Raw genomic sequence first — 16989 nt, forward strand, 5'->3', positions numbered from 1 at the left:
GGACGCCGCCCCACAGGTGTTCACCCGTCTCACAAATTCCTCGCAGAAACAGGGGAGTTGGCTGGTCAGCGGTCCCGGTCCAGATAGGCGAGGACCGCCAGCACCCGCCGGTTGTCGTCGTCCGACACCTCCAGGCCCAGCTTGGTGAAGATGTTGGAGGTGTGCTTGGCGATGGCGCGTTCGGTCACCACCAGCTGGGCCGCGATGCCCGCGTTCGACCGGCCCTGCGCCATCAGCTCCAGCACCTCCAGCTCGCGCGGGGTGAGACCCGAGAGCGGCCGGTCGTCGCCCGCCCGGCGGGACAGCAGCTGCTGGATCACCTGCGGGTCCATCGCCGTACCGCCGGCCGCGACCCGTCGTACGGCGTCCACGAACTGCTCGGCGTCGAACACCCGGTCCTTCAGCAGGTACCCGATCCCGCCGTTGCCGTCCGCGAGCAGCTCGCGCGCGTACAGCTGCTCCACGTGCTGGGACAGGACCAGCACCGGCAGCCCGGGCCGCGCCTTGCGGGCCGCGAGCGCGCACTGCAGGCCCTCGTCGGTGTGCGTGGGCGGCAGCCGTACGTCCACCACGGCCACGTCCGGCTCCAACTCGGCCAGCGCCCGGCTGAGTTCGGGTCCGGACTCGACGGCGGCCACGATCTCGAAGCCGAAGGCCTCCAGCATCCGCACCAGCCCGTCGCGCAGCAGGAAGAGGTCTTCGGCTAGGACAACGCGCACGGCATCTCCATGGTCACCAGGGTGGGGCCGCCGACGGGGCTGCTGACGGCCAGGACGCCGTCGAATGTACCGAGCCGGCGTTCGACCCCGGCGAGCCCCGACCCGGCGCCGACCGCCGCGCCGCCCCTGCCGTTGTCGGTGACCGTGATCCGCAGCCGGCCCTCGGCATGGTGCACGTCGACCCAGACCCGGTCGGCGCCGGAGTGCTTGGCGGCGTTGGTGAGCACCTCGCTCACCGCGAAGTAGGCCGCCGACTCCACCGGCGCGTCCGCCCGGCCGGGCAGCTCCACGGTCACCTCGGCCGGCAGCGGCAGCCGCAGCGCCAGCGCCCGTACGGCGTCGCCGAGCCCGCGTTCGGCGAGGACCGGCGGGTGGATGCCGCGCACCAGGTCGCGCAGCTCCTCCAGGGCCTCGGCGGAGTTCCGGCGGGCCTGGGCGAGCAGCCGCTTCGCCTGGGCCGGGTCCCGCTCCACCAGCAACTCGATGGTGCCGAGGTCCATGCCCATGGCGACCAGCCGGGCCTGCGCCCCGTCGTGCAGATCGCGCTCGATGCGCCGCAGCTCGGCGGCGGAGGTGTCCACGGCGTCGCGCCGGGTCTCGGTCAACACCCTCACGCGCTCGGCGAGTTCGCCGTCGGCGGGGCCGAGGACGGCCCGGGTGAGCCGGAAGTGTGCGGTCAGCAGGGCCGGGGTGTAGCGCCGGGCGACGCCGAGGAGGACGAGGGCGAGGACAGCCGCGCCGATGGCGCTCACCTCTCCGGTGACCGGGACGAACGCGTACCAGTAGGTGCCGCCGTGCGTGTACGGCCGCCACAGTCCGAAGGGCAGCATCAGACCCTCGACGGGGAAGAACAGCAGCACGGCCGGGAGCAGCGCGGTGACGAAACCGGCCGTGACGTCCACCGGCAACCAGCGCACGTCCCGCCAGGTCTGGGGGTCGCCCAGCATCGTGAAGGTGCGGGTCCACGGGTTGGTGCCGCGGGGGATCGGCCGGTACGCCGCCCCGATCCGCACCCCGCACCACTCGCCCGCCAGCCTGCGGCGCACGTCCGCCAGCGCGCGAACGCCCGTCAGCACGGCCGGAGTCGTCACCAGTCCGACGCCGAGGGGGACGAAGGCGAGGGACAGCGGGATCAGCACCAGGAACACTATGCCGAAAGGCAGCACGGTCACTGCCAGCACCAGCCCGCGCACGGCGGCCAGCAGGGCCTCTCGGCTGCGGCCGCTCTTGTCTTCGCTGCTCATGCGGCAAGTCTCGCCGACCCCGGGGCGGGGGTCACTGGCCCGAGGTCCCCTCCCGGGGGGTGGTGCCAGATACACCCCCGCCGCCGGCCAGCACCTTCGCCTCCACCTCCGGATCGATGCCCGGGGCCGTCCGGTCCGGCCGCAGCGGTGCCACGCCCCCGAGCTCCGTGAGCCAGCGCCAGGTGTCCGCGACCGTCTGTGCGGCCGGGCGGCACTCCAGACCGGTGGCCAGGGCCCGTGACACGTCGGTGCGGTGCACGCAGTCGTACAGCTCGGTGCCCGGCGGCGCCCACACCGGCAGCTCGGTCCACGGTTCGATCCCGGCGGCCAGGATCGCCTCCGGATCGGTCCAGCGCAGCTCGGCGTCCGCGCCGGTGACCCGGACACACAGGTCGAGCAGCTCGCCCATGGTGCTGTGCCCCGGCGGGCCGATCAGGTCGTACGGCCCGCTCAGCGACCGTTCCACCGCTCCCAGGAGCCAGCCCGCCAGGTCGCGGGCGTCGATGAACTGCACCGGCAGCTCGCGCGGCCCGGGCGCCAGCACCGGGCCGCCGCGGGCGATCCGGGTCAGCCACCAGGGCAGCCGGCCCACGTTCTCGTACGGCCCGAGGATCAGCCCGGCCCGCACCAGCAGCGAGTCCCGCTCGCCGAAGGCCTCTACGGCGGCCAGCTCGCCGCCCCGCTTGTCGCGCGGGTAGTCGGTCGGCCCGGCGTCGGCGGCGGCGCCCTCGACCGGCGCCCCGGCCTCGGCGGCCCCGCCCAGCGTGGGCCAGGGCCAGGCGTACACCGACCGGCTGGAGACGTACACATACCGTGCGGCACGGCCCCGCAGCAGCCGTGCCGCCGCGAGCACGGCACGCGGCTCGGCCGACCAGGTGTCGATCACGGCGTCCCAGGAGCCGGCGTCTTCGGCAAGCTCGGCGAGGCCGTCCGGTGCGGTGCGGTCGCCGTGCAACGACCGCACCCCCGGCGGGGGTTGATGCCGTCCCCGGTGGAAGACGGTCACCTCCCAGCCGCGCCCCAGCGCGGCCTCGGCCACCGCCCGCCCCACGAACTCCGTACCGCCCAGCACCAGAAGTCTCATACCGGTGATCGTGCCCGCTCCGGGCGCCCGGCGGCAGGGGACTCTGCCGAGGGCAGAGCCACTTTTCCGACTGCCGGTCAGCGGCCGGTCGGCGGAGTGTACTTGTAGCCGACCCGGCGCACCGTCTGGATCGTCTGACGGTGCTCGGCGCCCAGCTTGCGGCGCAGCCGGGCGATGTGCACGTCGACGGTGCGGCCGTCGCCGACATGGCCGTAGCCCCACACCGTGGTGACCAGCTGGTCGCGGGTGTGCACCCGGTGCGGATGGGCCACCAGGTGCGCGAGCAGCTCGAACTCCAGGTAGGTGAGGTCGAGTTCGCGGTCGTCGACACGGGCGGTGCGCTGCACGGGGTCGATCCGCACCAGCGGCTCGGCGGCGCCCGCCTCGGCGGCTGTCTCCGGCTGGTCCGGCACCGCGACCGGCAGGAACGGCGGGTGCTGGTCGGCCGGGACCAGCACCAGGTAGCCGACCATCGGCGGCTGTCCGGGCAGGGTCGGCAGGGTGTGCTGCGGCGCGGGCAGCCAGGTGGAGCCCGGCGGCAGGAGGTCCGCGACATCGACCACCTCGTCCCGGTCGACGGCGCGCAGCCGGTGCCGGGCGGGGGCGGTGAGGGTGGAGGCGGGGGAGAGAGAACGAGTGGTCGCCATGAGAGGTCAGCTCTTTCGCGCGAGAGGTTCGTCGGTGGGAGCGGCGGCCGCGATTCGTGGTCGGGCGCGCCGGAGGACGTACGTCGTTTCGCGCTGGCCGAAGGCCGGGGGTTACGGCTTTAGAGGGCCCGCGCGTTCACCGCGCGGCAACACACCCGGTCGAAGTCGTGGTGCTGACGGGAAGGCCAGAAGGGCTCGAGGTCATGGCGACCCGTCGCGATGTACTTCTGGAAGCTGGCCATGGGCCCATTGAAGCAGACGCGGGCACCGGACAGGAGCCCTGCGTGGAATGTCGTCTCGGTATCCGGACAGGATCGGTCGGTCGAGCACCTTCGCGGAGGCCGGCAGCTGCGACCAGCCACCGGGCGAGCGGCTCCACCGTGTCCTCGGCCCGGCCGGTGACACGCCACACGGCCCGCGCTGCCCGGCCCCGGCCGCCGACCGTGCCTGCCTCCTTCAGGCGTCCCGGTCGCCGCCGCCCGCAGCGCCTCACCCCATGCGGAAGGGGGCGCCCGCCGTGACGGCGGGCGCCCCCTTCGGGAAGCCGGACGGATCAGACCTGGCCGGCCTTCTCCAGCGCGGAGCAGCAGGTGTCCACCAGCAGGCGGGTCACCACGTACGGGTCGACGTTGGCGTTCGGGCGGCGGTCCTCGATGTAGCCCTTGCCGTCCTTCTCGACCTGCCACGGGATGCGGACCGAGGCGCCACGGTTGGAGACGCCGTAGGAGAACTTGTCCCACGGGGCGGTCTCGTGCAGACCCGTCAGGCGCTCGTCGATGCCGGCGCCGTAGTTCTTGACGTGGTCGAGCGGCTTGGAGCCCTCGCCGAGCGACTCGCACGCGGTGATGATCGCGTCGTAGCCCTCGCGCATGGCCTTGGTGGAGAAGTTGGTGTGCGCGCCCGCGCCGTTCCAGTCGCCCTTGACCGGCTTCGGGTCCAGGGTCGCGGAGATGCCGAAGTCCTCGGCGGTGCGGTACAGCAGCCAGCGGGCCACCCACAGCTGGTCGGAGACCTCCAGCGGGGCGAGCGGGCCGACCTGGAACTCCCACTGGCCCGGCATGACCTCGGCGTTGATGCCGGAGATGCCGAGGCCGGCCTTCAGACAGTTCTCCAGGTGGGCCTCGACGATCTCGCGGCCGAAGATCTCGTCGGCGCCGACACCGCAGTAGTAGCCGCCCTGCGGGGCCGGGAAGCCGCCCTCGGGGAAGCCCAGCGGGCGGGAGCCGTCGAAGAAGGTGTACTCCTGCTCGATGCCGAAGATCGGCTCCTGCGCGGCGAACTTCCCGGCGACCTCGGTCAGCGCGGCCCGCGTGTTGGACGGGTGCGGCTTCATGTCCGTGTCGAGGACCTCGCACAGCACCAGGACGTCGTCGCCGCCGCGGATCGGGTCCGGGCAGGTGAAGACCGGCTTGAGCACACAGTCCGAGGCGTGGCCCTCGGCCTGGTTGGTGGAGGAGCCGTCGAAGCCCCAGATCGGCAGCGCGTCGAGACCGGCCGGGGCACCCGTGATGATCTTCGTCTTGGAACGGAGCTTGGCCGTCGGCGCGGTGCCGTCGATCCAGATGTACTCAGCCTTGAAGGTCACGGGGCCACATCCTTAGGGGTAAGTCCGGGCGCACTTGTCGTCGCGGGTGCTGCGGCGCTGCGGCACTGGGGCGCCGCTCGATCTGCCGGGCAGCCTGTCAACAGGCGATTTCCCGTCCATTGCTCCTGTGTGAACCCCGTGTTACCTGGTCGTTCTGTGTCCCGACTCACGTTGTGAGGTGCCGGTGGGCGGGGTATGGGCGCCCTCCGCCGCGGCCTGCCGCACCCCGTCGAGGAAGTCCCGGATCGCGGCCCGCTGATGGTCGTCGTAGCCGCGCAGCAGCTCCAGCGAGCGCTCGATCAGCGGTCCGAAGAACGTCCAGCCGAGTGCCACGGCACTGTCCGTCACCTCCACGACGACCTTCCGCCGATCGCTCCGCCCGCGCGCCCGCCGTACCCGGCCCGCCCGCTCCAGCCGGTCCAGCAGCGCCGTCGTGCCCGCCGAGTTGAGCCCGAGAGCGGCCCCGAGCCGTCCGGCGGTCAGCTCCTCGCCCGCGCGCCGCGCGTCCATGAGCGCGATCAGGGCGCGTACGTCCGTGGGGTGCATGCCGTTCTGCTGCGCGAACCGGCCGCTGTGCAGGCCGAGTTCGACGGCGACGGCACGCAGCAGATGGACGGTCTCCAGATCGGATTGCATGCGGGCCTCCCGGGACTATCATCTCGCTCGGCGAGTATCTTGCTGAACGAGATAATAGGGGGCGGTTTTGTGGCCGGAGACACCGGATACGACAGCGCGGCCTTCCGGGTTGCGTACGACAAGGTGCTGGCGAAATGGCCCGCCGAGCGGGAGGCGCTGACGGTCGCCACGCCCTTCGGTGACACCCGCCTCAACTCCTGCGGCCCCCGCGACGCGCCCCCGCTGCTCCTGCTACCGGGCGGCGGTGGGGCCACCTCCGTCTCGTGGTACGCCCAGGTCGCGGAGCTGGCCCGGGTGCGCCGGGTGCACGCGGTCGACGTGCTCGGCGCCCCGGGCCTGAGCGTCCCGGCCGACGACCGCCACCCCCGTACGGTCGCCGACCTGACGCTCTGGCTGGACGCGGTCCTGGACGGCCTGGGTGCCGCCTCGGCCGACCTGGGCGGCCACTCGTACGGCGGCTGGATCGCCCTCCACTACGCCCTGCACGCCCCCGCGCGGACACGCCGCCTGTTCCTCCTGGACCCGACCCAGTGCTTCGCCGGGTTCAAGGCGGCGTATCTGCTGCGCGCACTGCCGATGCTGCTGCGGCCCACGCCCCGCCGGGTCCGCGCCTTCCTGGAGTGGGAGACCGGGGGAGCTGCCCTCGACTCCGACTGGCTGCGGCTGCAGGAGGCGGCTGCCGGCTTCCCCTCCCGCAAACCGGTGACCAGCCCCCGCCCGGCACCGGACGCGCTACGGGCCCTGGAGGCACGGGTCCTGCTGCTCGTGGCCGCGAACAGCAGGACCCATGACCCTCGTGAGGTGGCTGCCGGGGCGGAGGTCCTGCTGCCGCACGTGGAGACGGCCGTACTACCGGGCGTCTCGCACCACGCGCTGCCGCAGGCGGCACCCGCCGCCCTGGCCGGCCGCCTCACCGATTTCCTGTCCGGTCCCTGAACCTCACCCCACCTTCTCGATCCGGGCATGGCGGATGAGGAACTTGCCGGGTTCCCTGACCTGTTCGAAGGCGGCGTTGTTGAGCAGCACGCAGCTGCCGGAGACGGAAGTCACCTTCACCGTGGTGGACTTGTTGTTGTCCAGGTTGGTGACCTTCAGGGTGGTCCCGGCCGGGAACTGGTTGCTGGAGGCCGCCGGGGCGCCGCCCTCACCGGAGAGCGTGACCGTGGAGCCGTTGCAGACCTGCTGACCGGAGGCAGCGGCGGCGCCACCACCGCTGTTCCCCGCGGCGGCGGACTGCGAGGGCTGCGCGCCCTGCTGTCCGGCGCCCTGCTGTCCGGCCTGCTGCCCGGCGCCCTGTTGCCCGGCGCCCTGCTGTCCGGCCTGCGCCTGCTGTCCGGTCTGGGAGCCCTGAGCCGACTCCCCAACCGTGCAACCGGCCGCCTTCTGCTGGACCTCGATCTGCTTGATGACCGCCTCACGGTTGGCGATCCGGGCCGCCGACTGGGCGTCGGGATGAGCCTTCTGGTCAGCGATGAACCGGTCGTTGTTGCCGTGGGCCGTGGCCAGTCCCTGGCAGACGTTCGAGTCCCCGGCTGACAGGGTCTTCGCGTTGTGTGCGGGCTGGGCGGCGTTGGACGTCGTGGCCAGTGCGAAGGCCCCGCCGCCCGCCACCGCCGCGGCGCTGACGAGCAGCGCGATCTTCTTCTTCGTACCGAGAGTTCTCCTGCGAGACATGCGCGCCTCCTGAAGAGGTAGGGGAGCGTACGCCGCTATGTACGAGATACCGAACGAGGTTACTCAGCGGTTGCAGGAGTCGGTGAAGTGGGCTGTGTCACAGATGAGTTGAGCCCGCTCAGTCCTTGTTGTGGGACAGGGCATCCCGTACCGCGTCCTCGGAGCGGGCGACCAGGGCCGTTCCGTCGTCGGCGGTGATGATCGGCCGCTGGATGAGCCTGGGATGCTCGGCGAGCGCGGTGATCCACCGGTCCCGGGTGTCGGCGTCCCGCGCCCACTCCTTGAGCCCCAGCTCCTTGGCCTCGGCCTCCTGGGTGCGGGTGATGTCCCACGGTTCGAGCCCCAGCCGCTCCAGCACGGCCCTGATCTCGTCCTCGCTCGGCACGTCCTCCAGGTAGCGGCGGACGGTGTACTCGGCCCCCTCGGCGTCGAGCAGGCTGATGGCGCTGCGGCACTTCGAGCAGGCCGGGTTGATCCAGATTTCCATGCCGCACACGGTACTCGGCCTCAGCCCTGTTCGAATTTCCGACGTCCCGGCAGCCCCTTCCCGACCCCCCGTCACGCGCCCCAAATCCCCTGCCTCACCTGGGCATTCGGCTGCCGTCGGGGACCTCCGATTGTCAGTGGCCGCCGGTAGACTGGAAGCAGTGTTCGAGACAGTCGCCGGAACCCCGGAGGGCTGCCCTGACCGCGACAGGAGGATGCCCGTGCCCGCTGCCGCCCTGAAGCCGAAGCCGTTGCCCACCCAGTCCACCGCCAAGCATCCCGTGCTGTTCGACTCGCCCTACGAGCCCGTGGTGAAGCGACCGCTGCCGGCCGGACGGCCGCGCGAGTGGTACGTCACCCACAACCGCCGGCTCAAGGCCATGCGCCTGGCGATAGCCCTGCTCGACTCGGGCATCTACCTCCCGGCCCAGGCCCGCGACGACACGATCCGCAGCACGGCGGAGGAGATCGGCATGCGCCCGCCGTCCGACACGACCTGCCACATGGTGCGCGCGTTCATGCGCTACAACCGCTGACAGCCCGCACCGGTGCCGGGTGCCCTTCCCTTCGGCGGGGCACCCGGCGCGCTCTCACGCCGACACCGCCTCGACCGGCTCGCGCTCGGCCGACTCCGCCAGGACGCAACGGACGAACTCCCGCCGGTCCTCCGCGTGGTCACGGAACCACAACCCCAGCCGGTGCTCCGCGTCCGGAAGTTCGAAGCGGGTGTACCGGGCCCGTGCCGACAGAGCGTCCTGTACGGCCTCGGTCACGGCCGGCGGGATGACCGCGTCCATGCCCGGGACCGCCAGCACCGCCCGGCCCTCGTACGCCCGGAACACCTCCAGTGCCCGTGAACTCCGCCAGCCGTCCGGCGTGCGGATGATCTCGCTGAAGCGGCCCTGGCGGTTCTCGAACGGCACCTCCCAGGCCTCGGGCGCATAGACGGCCGGCGCGCACAGGCCGACGGCCCCCACCCGTGGGCCGTAGTGCCGTACGAGATCGGCGACCGTCTGCCCGCTCATACTGAAGCCGACCAGCACCAGCGGGGCGTCCGCCGGCACCTGCGCGTCGATCACCGCCACCGCCTGCTCGAAGCGGCGGCGCAGGCTCAGTTCCGCGAGGGATCCCGTGCTGTCGCCATGGCCCGAGAAGTCGAAGGCCAGGGCGTGGCAGCCGCGCTCGGTGAACTCCGTGAGCAGCGGCAGAAGGCGCTGTTTGCTGCCGTTGCCCGCGCCGTGCAGCAGCACCGCCGTGGCCCGGCCGGGCGAACCGGCCGTCAGGCCGCTGAGTCGTTCGCCGTCGAAGTCGTAAGTGAAGTCGGAGAGTTCGTTCACCGGGTCATTCACTCATGGCGGGCCCGCGCCGGGTGGAAAACGGGATGCGGTCCCCGTCACCGCCTCCCTACGCTGAACAAACGGCACGAAGCCGACACACTCCACCCCCGCCACACTCACCCCAACGGAGGTCCGTCATGCGTGGCATCGTCGCGTCCGGGACCGTCGTCCTGGTGATCCTCGGAATCGGAAACCATCTGTGGTGGCTCGCCGCCGTCGCGCTGCTGTACCTGTACGCGACGCACGGACGTGGTTCCCCCGGCACGCCACCACCCGCCGGCGCGGGCACCCCGCCCACTCCGGAGAGCTACCGCGCCTATCGCGACCGCCGGGACCGGCTGGCCAAGTGGGAGCGCCGCTACCGCCGGGAACGGCCCTTCGAGGCGCGTCGGCAGGAGCGCGAGAAGAGCAGGTGAAGGGCGTAGGACGGCCCCGGTCACAGGCCGGGGGCGCCCCACACCGGGAACCAGCGGCTCAGGTCCTGCTCGATCCGCAGATCGTCGGCGAGCGTCGCCTTCACCTGGAGCTCCAGCGCGTTGTCCCGCCGCTCGGCGGTACCGGGCAGCGGGGCGAACGGGTAGAAGGTGCCCCGCTTGTAGAGGTAGACCAGCGCCAGCTTGCGGCCGCCGTCGTCCGTGAAGGCGGCCAGCGAGCACAGCAGCTGCGGGCCGAAGCCGTTGATCTCCATCGCGCTGTTCACCGCGTGCAGATCGTTGACCAGCTCCGGCAGCTGCTCGGGGCTGCGCGCGGACACCAGCCAGGAGTAGCCGTAGTCGTCCCGGCGCAGCTCCACCGGCGGACCGGAGCGGTCGGTGTCCGCGTCCAGCAGCGCCTGCACCTCCCGGTGGGTCTGCTCGAAGGCCGCGCCCTCCACCGTGGCGAAGCACACCGCACCGGTCCCGGTCGGTGTGAAACCTGCCGCGACCTGCAGAGTCACGGCCGCCGAGGGCAGCGCGAAGAGCTGGTCGAGATCGGGCGCGACCGGTTTCGTACGGCCCAGCAGGATGTCCAGCAGCCCCAATGCTCAGCCCGCCTTCCCGGGAGTGGCGGCCTCGCCCAGCTCCGCCGAGATCCGGCCCAGCTGCTCCAGCCGCTGCTCCAGGGTGGGGTGCGTGGAGAAGATCCGCTCGATGCCCGGCTCCTTGCCGGTCGCCGGGGTGAAGTAGAAGGCGTTGAAGGCCTGGGCGGTGCGCAGGTCCTTGGTCGGGATCCGGGCGATGTCCCCGGTGACCTTGGTGAGCGCCGAGGCAAGGGCCGACGGGCGGCCGGTGAGATGCGCCGCCGCCCGGTCGGCGGCCAGCTCCCGGTACCGCGACAGCGCCCGGATCAGCAGGAAGCTGATCGCGTACACCGCCGCGGAGACGCCCATGATCGCGGCGAAGACGGCGGCGGTGTTCTGGTCCCTGCGGCCCCCGCCGAAGAGCTGCGAATAGAAGGCGAACCGCACGATCAGGCCCGCCAGCACACCGAGGAAGGACGCGATCGTGATCACGGCGACGTCCTTGTGCGCCACGTGCGACATCTCGTGCGCCAGCACGCCCTCCAGCTCGGCCGGCTCCAGCCGCCGTAGCAGCCCCGTGGTCACGCAGATCACGGCGTGGTCGGGGTTACGGCCGGTCGCGAACGCGTTGGGCATGTCCATGTTGGACACCGCGACCACCGGTTTGGGCATGTCCGCGATCGCGCACAGCCGGTCGACCACCGCGTGCAGCTCGGGATACTCCTCGCGCTCCACGACCCGGCCGTGCATCGCGAACATGGCGATCCGGTCGGAGAACCAGAACTGTGCCACGAACATCGCCCCGACCAGCACGACGACCAGCACCCAGGACTTCAGCAGCGCGATCAGCGCGGCCACGAAGCCCACATACAGCAGACCGAGCAGGAACATCGTCAGACCCATGCGCACGGTCAGCCGTCGGTCGCTCCGGAAGCGGCTCTGCATCTTGCATCACCCCGCAGTCAGGCACTCGTCCCGCTGTCCAGTGTGCACCAGCGGACTCCCATGAACACGTCCTGAACGTCCCTAGGAGCAGCAAAACGTACCTGTGAGTCGGCCGGCTGTCGCTGAGCGTCCCCGGTCACCGTGCGCCCGGTACGAACCGTGCGCCCGGTACGACGTGTCCTAGTACGACGAGCCGAACTGCAGCAGCCCGATCAGCACCATGACCGCGATCACACAGCCGAAGACCACGGTCGTCGACGCCCATGACGCCCGGCGCGGCACCGGCTCCGGGTCGGCGCGGAAGGGCGCCGGGCTCGGCGGGTTCTCCTTCCAGCGCGCGGCCAGCATCCGGGCCCGGGCCGAGGGCTCCTTGTGCTCGGCGGAATTCGCCCAGCGGTGATCGAACTCCCGCTCCCAGTCGTCCTGTTCCGTCATCCCCGTTCAACCTCTCTCGTCCGGCAGGGTCAGGAGGGATGATCCCCCGACAATAGGAAGTCTGGGAAGCGGGAAAGGTTGCCCCCGTGGGTGCAGCTGCTCGGCGAACACCTCGGCGCGGACGCAGTACCGCAGTCGCTCCCGGCGCACCGGCTGAGCACGAGGAAGGCCCCCCGGCCGAGCCGAGGGGCCTGTCCAGTCCGCGGGGACCGTCTGTCACACGTCGAAGTACAGCTCGAACTCGTGCGGGTGCGGACGCAGCTGCAGCGGCGCGATCTCGTTGGTGCGCTTGAAGTCGATCCACGTCTCGATCAGGTCCGGCGTGAAGACGTCGCCCTGGAGGAGGAACTCGTGGTCGGCCTCGAGCGAGTCGAGGACGGCCGGCAGCGAGGTCGGGACCTGGGCCACGTTCGCGTGCTCCTCGGGAGCCAGCTCGTACAGGTCCTTGTCGATCGGCTCGGCCGGCTCGATCTTGTTCTTGATGCCGTCCAGACCCGCCAGCAGCAGGGCGGAGAAGGCCAGGTACGGGTTGCCGGAGGAGTCCGGGGCGCGGAACTCGACGCGCTTGGCCTTCGGGTTGGAGCCGGTGATCGGGATGCGCATGGCCGCGGAGCGGTTGCGCTGCGAGTACACCAGGTTGATCGGCGCCTCGAAGCCCGGCACCAGACGGTGGTACGAGTTCACCGTCGGGTTGGTGAAGGCCAGCAGCGACGGGGCGTGCTTGAGGATGCCGCCGATGTAGTAGCGGGCGGTGTCCGACAGGCCCGCGTAACCGGCCTCGTCGTAGAACAGCGGGTCGCCGTTGCTCCACAGCGACTGGTGCACGTGCATGCCCGAGCCGTTGTCACCGAAGATCGGCTTCGGCATGAAGGTCGCGGTCTTGCCGTTGCGCCAGGCCACGTTCTTCACGATGTACTTGAACAGCTGCAGGTCGTCGGCGGCGGCGAGCAGCGTGTTGAACTTGTAGTTGATCTCGGCCTGGCCGGCGGTGCCCACCTCGTGGTGCTGGCGCTCGACCTTCAGGCCGGACCGCTCCAGCTCCAGGGAGATCTCGGCGCGCAGGTCGGCGAAGTGGTCGACCGGCGGGACCGGGAAGTAACCGCCCTTGTAGCGGACCTTGTAACCACGGTTGTCCTCGAGGGCACCGGTGTTCCAGGCGCCCGCCTCGGAGTCGATGTGGTAGAAGCTCTCGTTCGCCGAGGTGGCGAAACGGACGCTGTCGAAGACGTAGAACTCGGCCTCGGGGCCGAAGTACGCGGTGTCCGCGATACCGGTCGAGGCGAGGTAGGCCTCGGCCTTCTTCGCCACGTTGCGCGGGTCACGGGAGTACTGCTCGCCCGTGATCGGGTCGTGGATGAAGAAGTTGATGTTGAGGGTCTTGTCCCGGCGGAACGGGTCCACACGGGCGGTGGACAGGTCCGCGCGCAGGGCCATGTCGGACTCGTGGATGGCCTGGAAACCACGGATCGACGATCCGTCGAAGGCCAGCTCCTCGTCCGGGTCGAACGCCTCAACGGGCACCGTGAAGTGCTGCATGACGCCCGGCAGGTCGCAGAAGCGGACGTCGATGAACTTGACGTCCTCGTCCGCGATGAACTTCTTGGCCTCGTCGGCGTTCTGGAACATCCAGCTCCTCCTACTCCCGACCGTCCTCGCCGGGGTGGTAGATCGTTCGTGCGGCCAGTGCGGTGGCACACGCTGGCCTCGACCCTAGGGACGGGTGATTTCTCGGGCGTGACCCATTTGTTTCGCAGAAGTTAACCGGCCACATGTCCACCCTAGCTCCGGGACACCCCGGCGTACCCCGGTCATTTCGGGCCCAGTACCGTTGACGGGTGGACAACAGGCAAGCACTCGGATCGTGGCTCTCCGGGCCTCGCGCGGCCATGGAAGAGGCCGGTGCGGACTTCGGCTACCGGGGCGAGCAGTTGGGTCTCCCCGAGGAGGGGCCGAACTCCGTCGCACGCCCGGGACGGCGGCTCGGCGCGCTCGCCGTGGACTGGGGACTGAGCGTGCTGATCGCATACGGCCTGATCACCAACGGCTACCGGGTGCCTGCGACGAGCAACTGGGCGCTCGGCGTCTTCTTCGTCATGAGCGTGCTGACCGTGGGCACGATCGGCTTCACCCCGGGCAAGCGGCTCTTCGGCATCCGGGTGGTGGCTCTGGAGACCGGCACTGTCAACCCGCTGCGGTCCCTGCTCCGCACGATCCTGCTGTGCCTCGCCGTCCCGGCACTGATCTGGGACCGGGACGGGCGTGGGCTGCACGACCGGCTGGCGAAGACCGTAGAGGTCCGGATCTGACCGTTTCCGGCTGCGGGTCCGCACCCGCGCCCGGCGATCGTCCAGATGCCGCCATCCGGTTGCCCGGTCACACCGCCGGCGGCATCGTCGCGGTATGACCGATGCTCAGGATGTGATGGCGGCCGAGGTGACGCCGGAGGAGTTCCGGGACGCCATGGCGCGCTTTCCGTCGGGCGTGGTGGTGGTGACCGCCCGCTGCGAGGACGGCACCCCGCGCGGCTTCACGGCGAGCTCCTTCTGTTCCGTCTCCCTGGAGCCACCCCTGGTCCTGGTGTGTCTCGCGGACGCGGCCGACTCCGCGGCGGTCTTCGCACGGTGCGAGCACTTCGCGGTGAGCGTGCTGGCCCCGGAGCACCAGCCGCTGGCCCTGCTGTTCGCCACCAAGGGCGCGGACAAGTTCTCCGACGCCCTGCTGCAGCCGAGCCCCTCCGGGCTGCCGGCGGTGCGGCAGGCGCCCGCACAGCTGGACTGTGCCGCATACGCGCGTTACCCGGCCGGGGATCACACGATCCTGATCGGCCGGGTAACGGGAGTGCGGCTGGGCGAGGGTTCGCCGATGGTCTACTGCGAGCGGGAGTTCCGGCGCCTGTCCTGACGGGCCGGCGCCACGGGGCTCAGCGGCCCTTCGGCATCCGCATGCCCTTGGGCATGGGCCCCTTCGGCAGCGGCATGTTCTTCATCAGGTCGCCCATGGCCCGCAGCCGGTCGTTGGTGGCCGTCACCTGGGGGCCGGTGAGCACGCGCGGGAGCTTCAGCATGGTCGTACGCAGCTTCTTCAGCTCGACCTGGCCCTCGCCGTTGCCGACGATCACGTCGTGCACCGGTACGTCCGCGACGATCCGGTTCATCTTCTTCTTCTCGGCGGCCAGCAGGCTCTTCACCCGGTTCGGGTTGCCCTCGGCGACCAGCACGATGCCGGCCTTGCCGACCGCCCGGTGCACCACGTCCTGGCTGCGGTTCATCGCCACCGCCGGAGTCGTCGTCCAGCCCCGGCCGATGTTGTCCAGCACGGCGGCCGCGGCGCCCGGCTGGCCCTCCATCTGGCCGAAGGCGGCGCGCTCGGCCCGGCGGCCGAACACGATCGCCGTCGCCAGCAGCGCGATCAGCAGGCCGAAGATGCCCAGATATACGGGGTGGCCGAGCAAGAAGCCGATCACAAGGAAGACGGCGAGGGTACCGATGCCGACGGCCCCGAGTACAAGGCCGATCTTCGTGTCGACCTTACGGGTCATCTTGTATGTGAGAACGATCTGCTTCAGTCGTCCTGCGTTCGCGGCGTCCGCCGCGGTTTCCTTCCTCGCCATGTCACGAAGTCTACGTGGCCCCGGGAGTGCGGACGACGGCAGTGCCCGGGAGGAAGGCGTCGGGGAGGGTCAGGAGCGGCCGGCGGCCTGCTCCAGGAAGCGCTGCGCCTCCACCCGGTCCTTGGCGCGCCGGCGGTCCTCCAGCACGGAGGTCCACGCGTTGCGCCGGGCGGTGCGCTGACCGCCGCTCATGAGCAGGGACTCGACGGCGCGGAGAGCGTCGGTGAAGGACGGGATGGCGGTGGCGCGTACGGGCGCGGCCTGCATGATCGAGGTCCCCCCTCGGATCGATGATGTACGAGCGGTGATACCAGAGTCACTGATTGGTGTTACCAGGGCGTGTCCGACCGGTCAAACACCAATGAAGCCTTGATACAGGGCACTGAAACGCTGACGCGGTCCTGATGGCCGCCCTCATCAGCGAGGACGGTCAGGACCGCGTCGACTCGGCCATTACTGGCCAGTAGCTACTTGTGCGCGAATTCACACGCTCGGCGCACGCGCCGGGCTCACACCGCCTGGGTGGCGATGAACGAGCCATCCCGCTGCGGAGCACCTGATCGACGCTGTTCGACGGCCATCTGGTACAGGCGCCCGGCCCGGTACGACGACCGCACCAGCGGACCGGACATCACACCGGAGAAGCCGATCTGCTCGGCCTCCTCCTTCAGCTCCACGAACTCCTGCGGCTTCACCCAGCGCTCGACGGGGTGGTGCCGGACGGAGGGGCGCAGGTACTGGGTGATGGTGACCAGCTCGCAGCCGGCCTCGTGCAGCTGCTTCAGCGCCTCGCTGACCTCCTCGCGGGTCTCGCCCATGCCGAGGATCAGGTTGGACTTGGTCACCAGGCCGTAGTCACGGGCCTCGGTGATGACCTTCAGGGAGCGCTCGTAGCGGAAGCCGGGGCGGATCCGCTTGAAGATCCGGGGAACCGTCTCGACGTTGTGCGCGAAGACCTCGGGGCGGGCGGAGAAGACCTCGGCGAGCTGCTCGGGGACCGCGTTGAAGTCCGGGGCCAGCAGCTCGACCTTCGTACGGCCGCCCTCGCGCCCGGCGGTCTGCTGGTGGATCTGCCGGACCGTCTCCGCGTACAGCCAGGCGCCGCCGTCCTCCAGGTCGTCGCGGGCGACGCCGGTGATGGTGGCGTAGTTCAGGTCCATCGTGACCACGGACTCGCCGACGCGACGCGGCTCGTCGCGGTCCAGGGCCTCGGGCTTGCCGGTGTCGATCTGGCAGAAGTCACAGCGCCGGGTGCACTGGTCGCCGCCGATGAGGAAGGTCGCCTCGCGGTCCTCCCAGCACTCGTAGATGTTCGGGCAGCCGGCTTCCTGGCAGACCGTGTGCAGGCCCTCGCTCTTCACGAGGTTCTGCATCTTCGTGTACTCGGGACCCATTTTCGCCCGGGTCTTGATCCACTCGGGCTTGCGCTCGATGGGGGTCTGGCTGTTGCGGACCTCCAGGCGCAGCATCTTGCGTCCGTCGGGTGCGACTGCGGACACGACCGGCTCCCTAAGCTTTGATTCTTCGGCGCACACCAGGGTACGCCCGTGTTCATAGCGCCCTGCCGACGAGATCAACCTCGCGGTC

General features: G+C 70.7%; 21 protein-coding genes. 5 read left to right on the top strand and 16 right to left on the bottom strand.

The window, feature by feature from the left end:
- Nucleotides 1–65: 65 nt before the first annotated feature.
- From ACZ418_RS04235 to ACZ418_RS04260, 6 genes are all read right to left on the bottom strand, one after another.
- Nucleotides 66–719 (bottom strand): LuxR C-terminal-related transcriptional regulator, encoded by a 654-nt coding sequence (locus ACZ418_RS04235; RefSeq protein WP_468356650.1) that lies wholly within the window; start codon nucleotides 717–719, stop codon nucleotides 66–68.
- The gene (locus ACZ418_RS04240) at nucleotides 704–1963 is read right to left on the bottom strand and encodes a sensor histidine kinase (protein ID WP_468356653.1); all 1260 of its coding nucleotides are present in this window, start codon (nucleotides 1961–1963) and stop codon (nucleotides 704–706) included. The genes ACZ418_RS04235 and ACZ418_RS04240 overlap by 16 nt, the downstream gene beginning before the upstream one ends.
- 31 nt (nucleotides 1964–1994) lie before the next feature.
- Nucleotides 1995–3047, bottom strand: a complete 1053-nt coding sequence (locus ACZ418_RS04245; protein ID WP_468356656.1) for an NAD-dependent epimerase/dehydratase family protein — start codon at nucleotides 3045–3047, stop codon at nucleotides 1995–1997.
- A gap of 77 nt (nucleotides 3048–3124) precedes the next feature.
- Nucleotides 3125–3694: a winged helix-turn-helix domain-containing protein gene (locus ACZ418_RS04250; RefSeq protein WP_468356659.1), complete on the bottom strand. Its 570-nt coding sequence runs from the start codon at nucleotides 3692–3694 to the stop codon at nucleotides 3125–3127.
- 553 nt (nucleotides 3695–4247) lie between these two features.
- Nucleotides 4248–5279, bottom strand: a complete 1032-nt coding sequence (gene glnII, locus ACZ418_RS04255) for a glutamine synthetase (protein WP_468356662.1) — start codon at nucleotides 5277–5279, stop codon at nucleotides 4248–4250.
- A gap of 141 nt (nucleotides 5280–5420) precedes the next feature.
- Nucleotides 5421–5915 (bottom strand): MarR family transcriptional regulator, encoded by a 495-nt coding sequence (locus ACZ418_RS04260; RefSeq protein WP_468356665.1) that lies wholly within the window; start codon nucleotides 5913–5915, stop codon nucleotides 5421–5423.
- Nucleotides 5916–5984: 69 nt separating this feature from the next.
- Here ACZ418_RS04260 and ACZ418_RS04265 point away from each other — a divergent pair, with 69 nt between their 5' ends.
- Nucleotides 5985–6851, top strand: a complete 867-nt coding sequence (locus ACZ418_RS04265; protein ID WP_468356668.1) for an alpha/beta fold hydrolase — start codon at nucleotides 5985–5987, stop codon at nucleotides 6849–6851.
- Nucleotides 6852–6854: 3 nt separating this feature from the next.
- Here ACZ418_RS04265 and ACZ418_RS04270 read toward each other — a convergent pair whose 3' ends face one another.
- Together ACZ418_RS04270 and ACZ418_RS04275 are read right to left on the bottom strand one after the other, a co-directional pair.
- On the bottom strand, nucleotides 6855–7589 hold the full coding sequence (locus tag ACZ418_RS04270; protein WP_468356671.1) for a hypothetical protein: 735 nt from the start codon (nucleotides 7587–7589) through the stop codon (nucleotides 6855–6857).
- A 118-nt stretch (nucleotides 7590–7707) separates the two neighbouring features.
- Nucleotides 7708–8076, bottom strand: a complete 369-nt coding sequence (locus ACZ418_RS04275; protein WP_468356674.1) for an arsenate reductase family protein — start codon at nucleotides 8074–8076, stop codon at nucleotides 7708–7710.
- A 220-nt stretch (nucleotides 8077–8296) separates the two neighbouring features.
- Between ACZ418_RS04275 and ACZ418_RS04280 the strand changes: the two genes are divergently transcribed.
- On the top strand, nucleotides 8297–8611 hold the full coding sequence (locus tag ACZ418_RS04280; RefSeq protein ID WP_468356677.1) for a hypothetical protein: 315 nt from the start codon (nucleotides 8297–8299) through the stop codon (nucleotides 8609–8611).
- 54 nt (nucleotides 8612–8665) lie between these two features.
- Here the strand turns inward: ACZ418_RS04280 and ACZ418_RS04285 are convergent, their stop codons facing one another.
- Nucleotides 8666–9412, bottom strand: coding sequence for an alpha/beta hydrolase (locus ACZ418_RS04285; protein ID WP_468356680.1), 747 nt, complete (start codon nucleotides 9410–9412; stop codon nucleotides 8666–8668).
- A gap of 137 nt (nucleotides 9413–9549) precedes the next feature.
- Here ACZ418_RS04285 and ACZ418_RS04290 point away from each other — a divergent pair, with 137 nt between their 5' ends.
- Complete coding sequence (locus ACZ418_RS04290; protein WP_468356683.1) at nucleotides 9550–9828, top strand: hypothetical protein; 279 nt, start codon at nucleotides 9550–9552, stop codon at nucleotides 9826–9828.
- A 20-nt stretch (nucleotides 9829–9848) separates the two neighbouring features.
- Here ACZ418_RS04290 and pspAB read toward each other — a convergent pair whose 3' ends face one another.
- The 4 genes from pspAB to glnA all read right to left on the bottom strand — a co-directional run bounded on the left by pspAB (nucleotide 9849) and on the right by glnA (nucleotide 13418).
- Nucleotides 9849–10433 carry a PspA-associated protein PspAB gene (pspAB, locus tag ACZ418_RS04295; protein WP_468356686.1) on the bottom strand — a complete coding sequence of 195 codons (585 nt, stop codon included), beginning with the start codon at nucleotides 10431–10433 and terminating at the stop codon, nucleotides 9849–9851.
- A 3-nt stretch (nucleotides 10434–10436) separates the two neighbouring features.
- Nucleotides 10437–11357, bottom strand: coding sequence for a zinc metalloprotease HtpX (htpX, locus tag ACZ418_RS04300; RefSeq protein WP_468356689.1), 921 nt, complete (start codon nucleotides 11355–11357; stop codon nucleotides 10437–10439).
- A 180-nt stretch (nucleotides 11358–11537) separates the two neighbouring features.
- The gene (locus tag ACZ418_RS04305; RefSeq protein ID WP_468356692.1) at nucleotides 11538–11792 is read right to left on the bottom strand and encodes an SCO2583/SCO2584 N-terminal domain-containing protein; all 255 of its coding nucleotides are present in this window, start codon (nucleotides 11790–11792) and stop codon (nucleotides 11538–11540) included.
- A 216-nt stretch (nucleotides 11793–12008) separates the two neighbouring features.
- Nucleotides 12009–13418, bottom strand: a complete 1410-nt coding sequence (gene glnA / locus ACZ418_RS04310; protein WP_468356695.1) for a type I glutamate--ammonia ligase — start codon at nucleotides 13416–13418, stop codon at nucleotides 12009–12011.
- A 209-nt stretch (nucleotides 13419–13627) separates the two neighbouring features.
- Between glnA and ACZ418_RS04315 the strand changes: the two genes are divergently transcribed.
- Nucleotides 13628–14098, top strand: a complete 471-nt coding sequence (locus tag ACZ418_RS04315) for an RDD family protein (RefSeq protein WP_468356698.1) — start codon at nucleotides 13628–13630, stop codon at nucleotides 14096–14098.
- 94 nt (nucleotides 14099–14192) lie between these two features.
- Nucleotides 14193–14693: a flavin reductase family protein gene (locus ACZ418_RS04320; protein ID WP_468356701.1), complete on the top strand. Its 501-nt coding sequence runs from the start codon at nucleotides 14193–14195 to the stop codon at nucleotides 14691–14693.
- Nucleotides 14694–14712: 19 nt separating this feature from the next.
- On the opposite strand, the gene ACZ418_RS04325 is transcribed toward ACZ418_RS04320, so the two are convergent.
- The 3 genes from ACZ418_RS04325 to lipA form a co-directional block, all read right to left on the bottom strand.
- The gene (locus ACZ418_RS04325) at nucleotides 14713–15402 is read right to left on the bottom strand and encodes a DUF4191 domain-containing protein (protein ID WP_468356704.1); all 690 of its coding nucleotides are present in this window, start codon (nucleotides 15400–15402) and stop codon (nucleotides 14713–14715) included.
- Nucleotides 15403–15471: 69 nt separating this feature from the next.
- Entirely contained in the window at nucleotides 15472–15669 is a 198-nt protein-coding gene (locus ACZ418_RS04330) for an SCO2195 family GlnR-regulated protein (protein WP_208901281.1), read from the bottom strand.
- 242 nt (nucleotides 15670–15911) lie between these two features.
- Nucleotides 15912–16901: a lipoyl synthase gene (gene lipA / locus ACZ418_RS04335; protein ID WP_468356707.1), complete on the bottom strand. Its 990-nt coding sequence runs from the start codon at nucleotides 16899–16901 to the stop codon at nucleotides 15912–15914.
- Between the last annotated feature and the right edge of the window lie 88 nt (nucleotides 16902–16989).

The sequence above is a fragment of the Streptomyces sp. NPDC030820 genome (genome assembly GCF_055572075.1).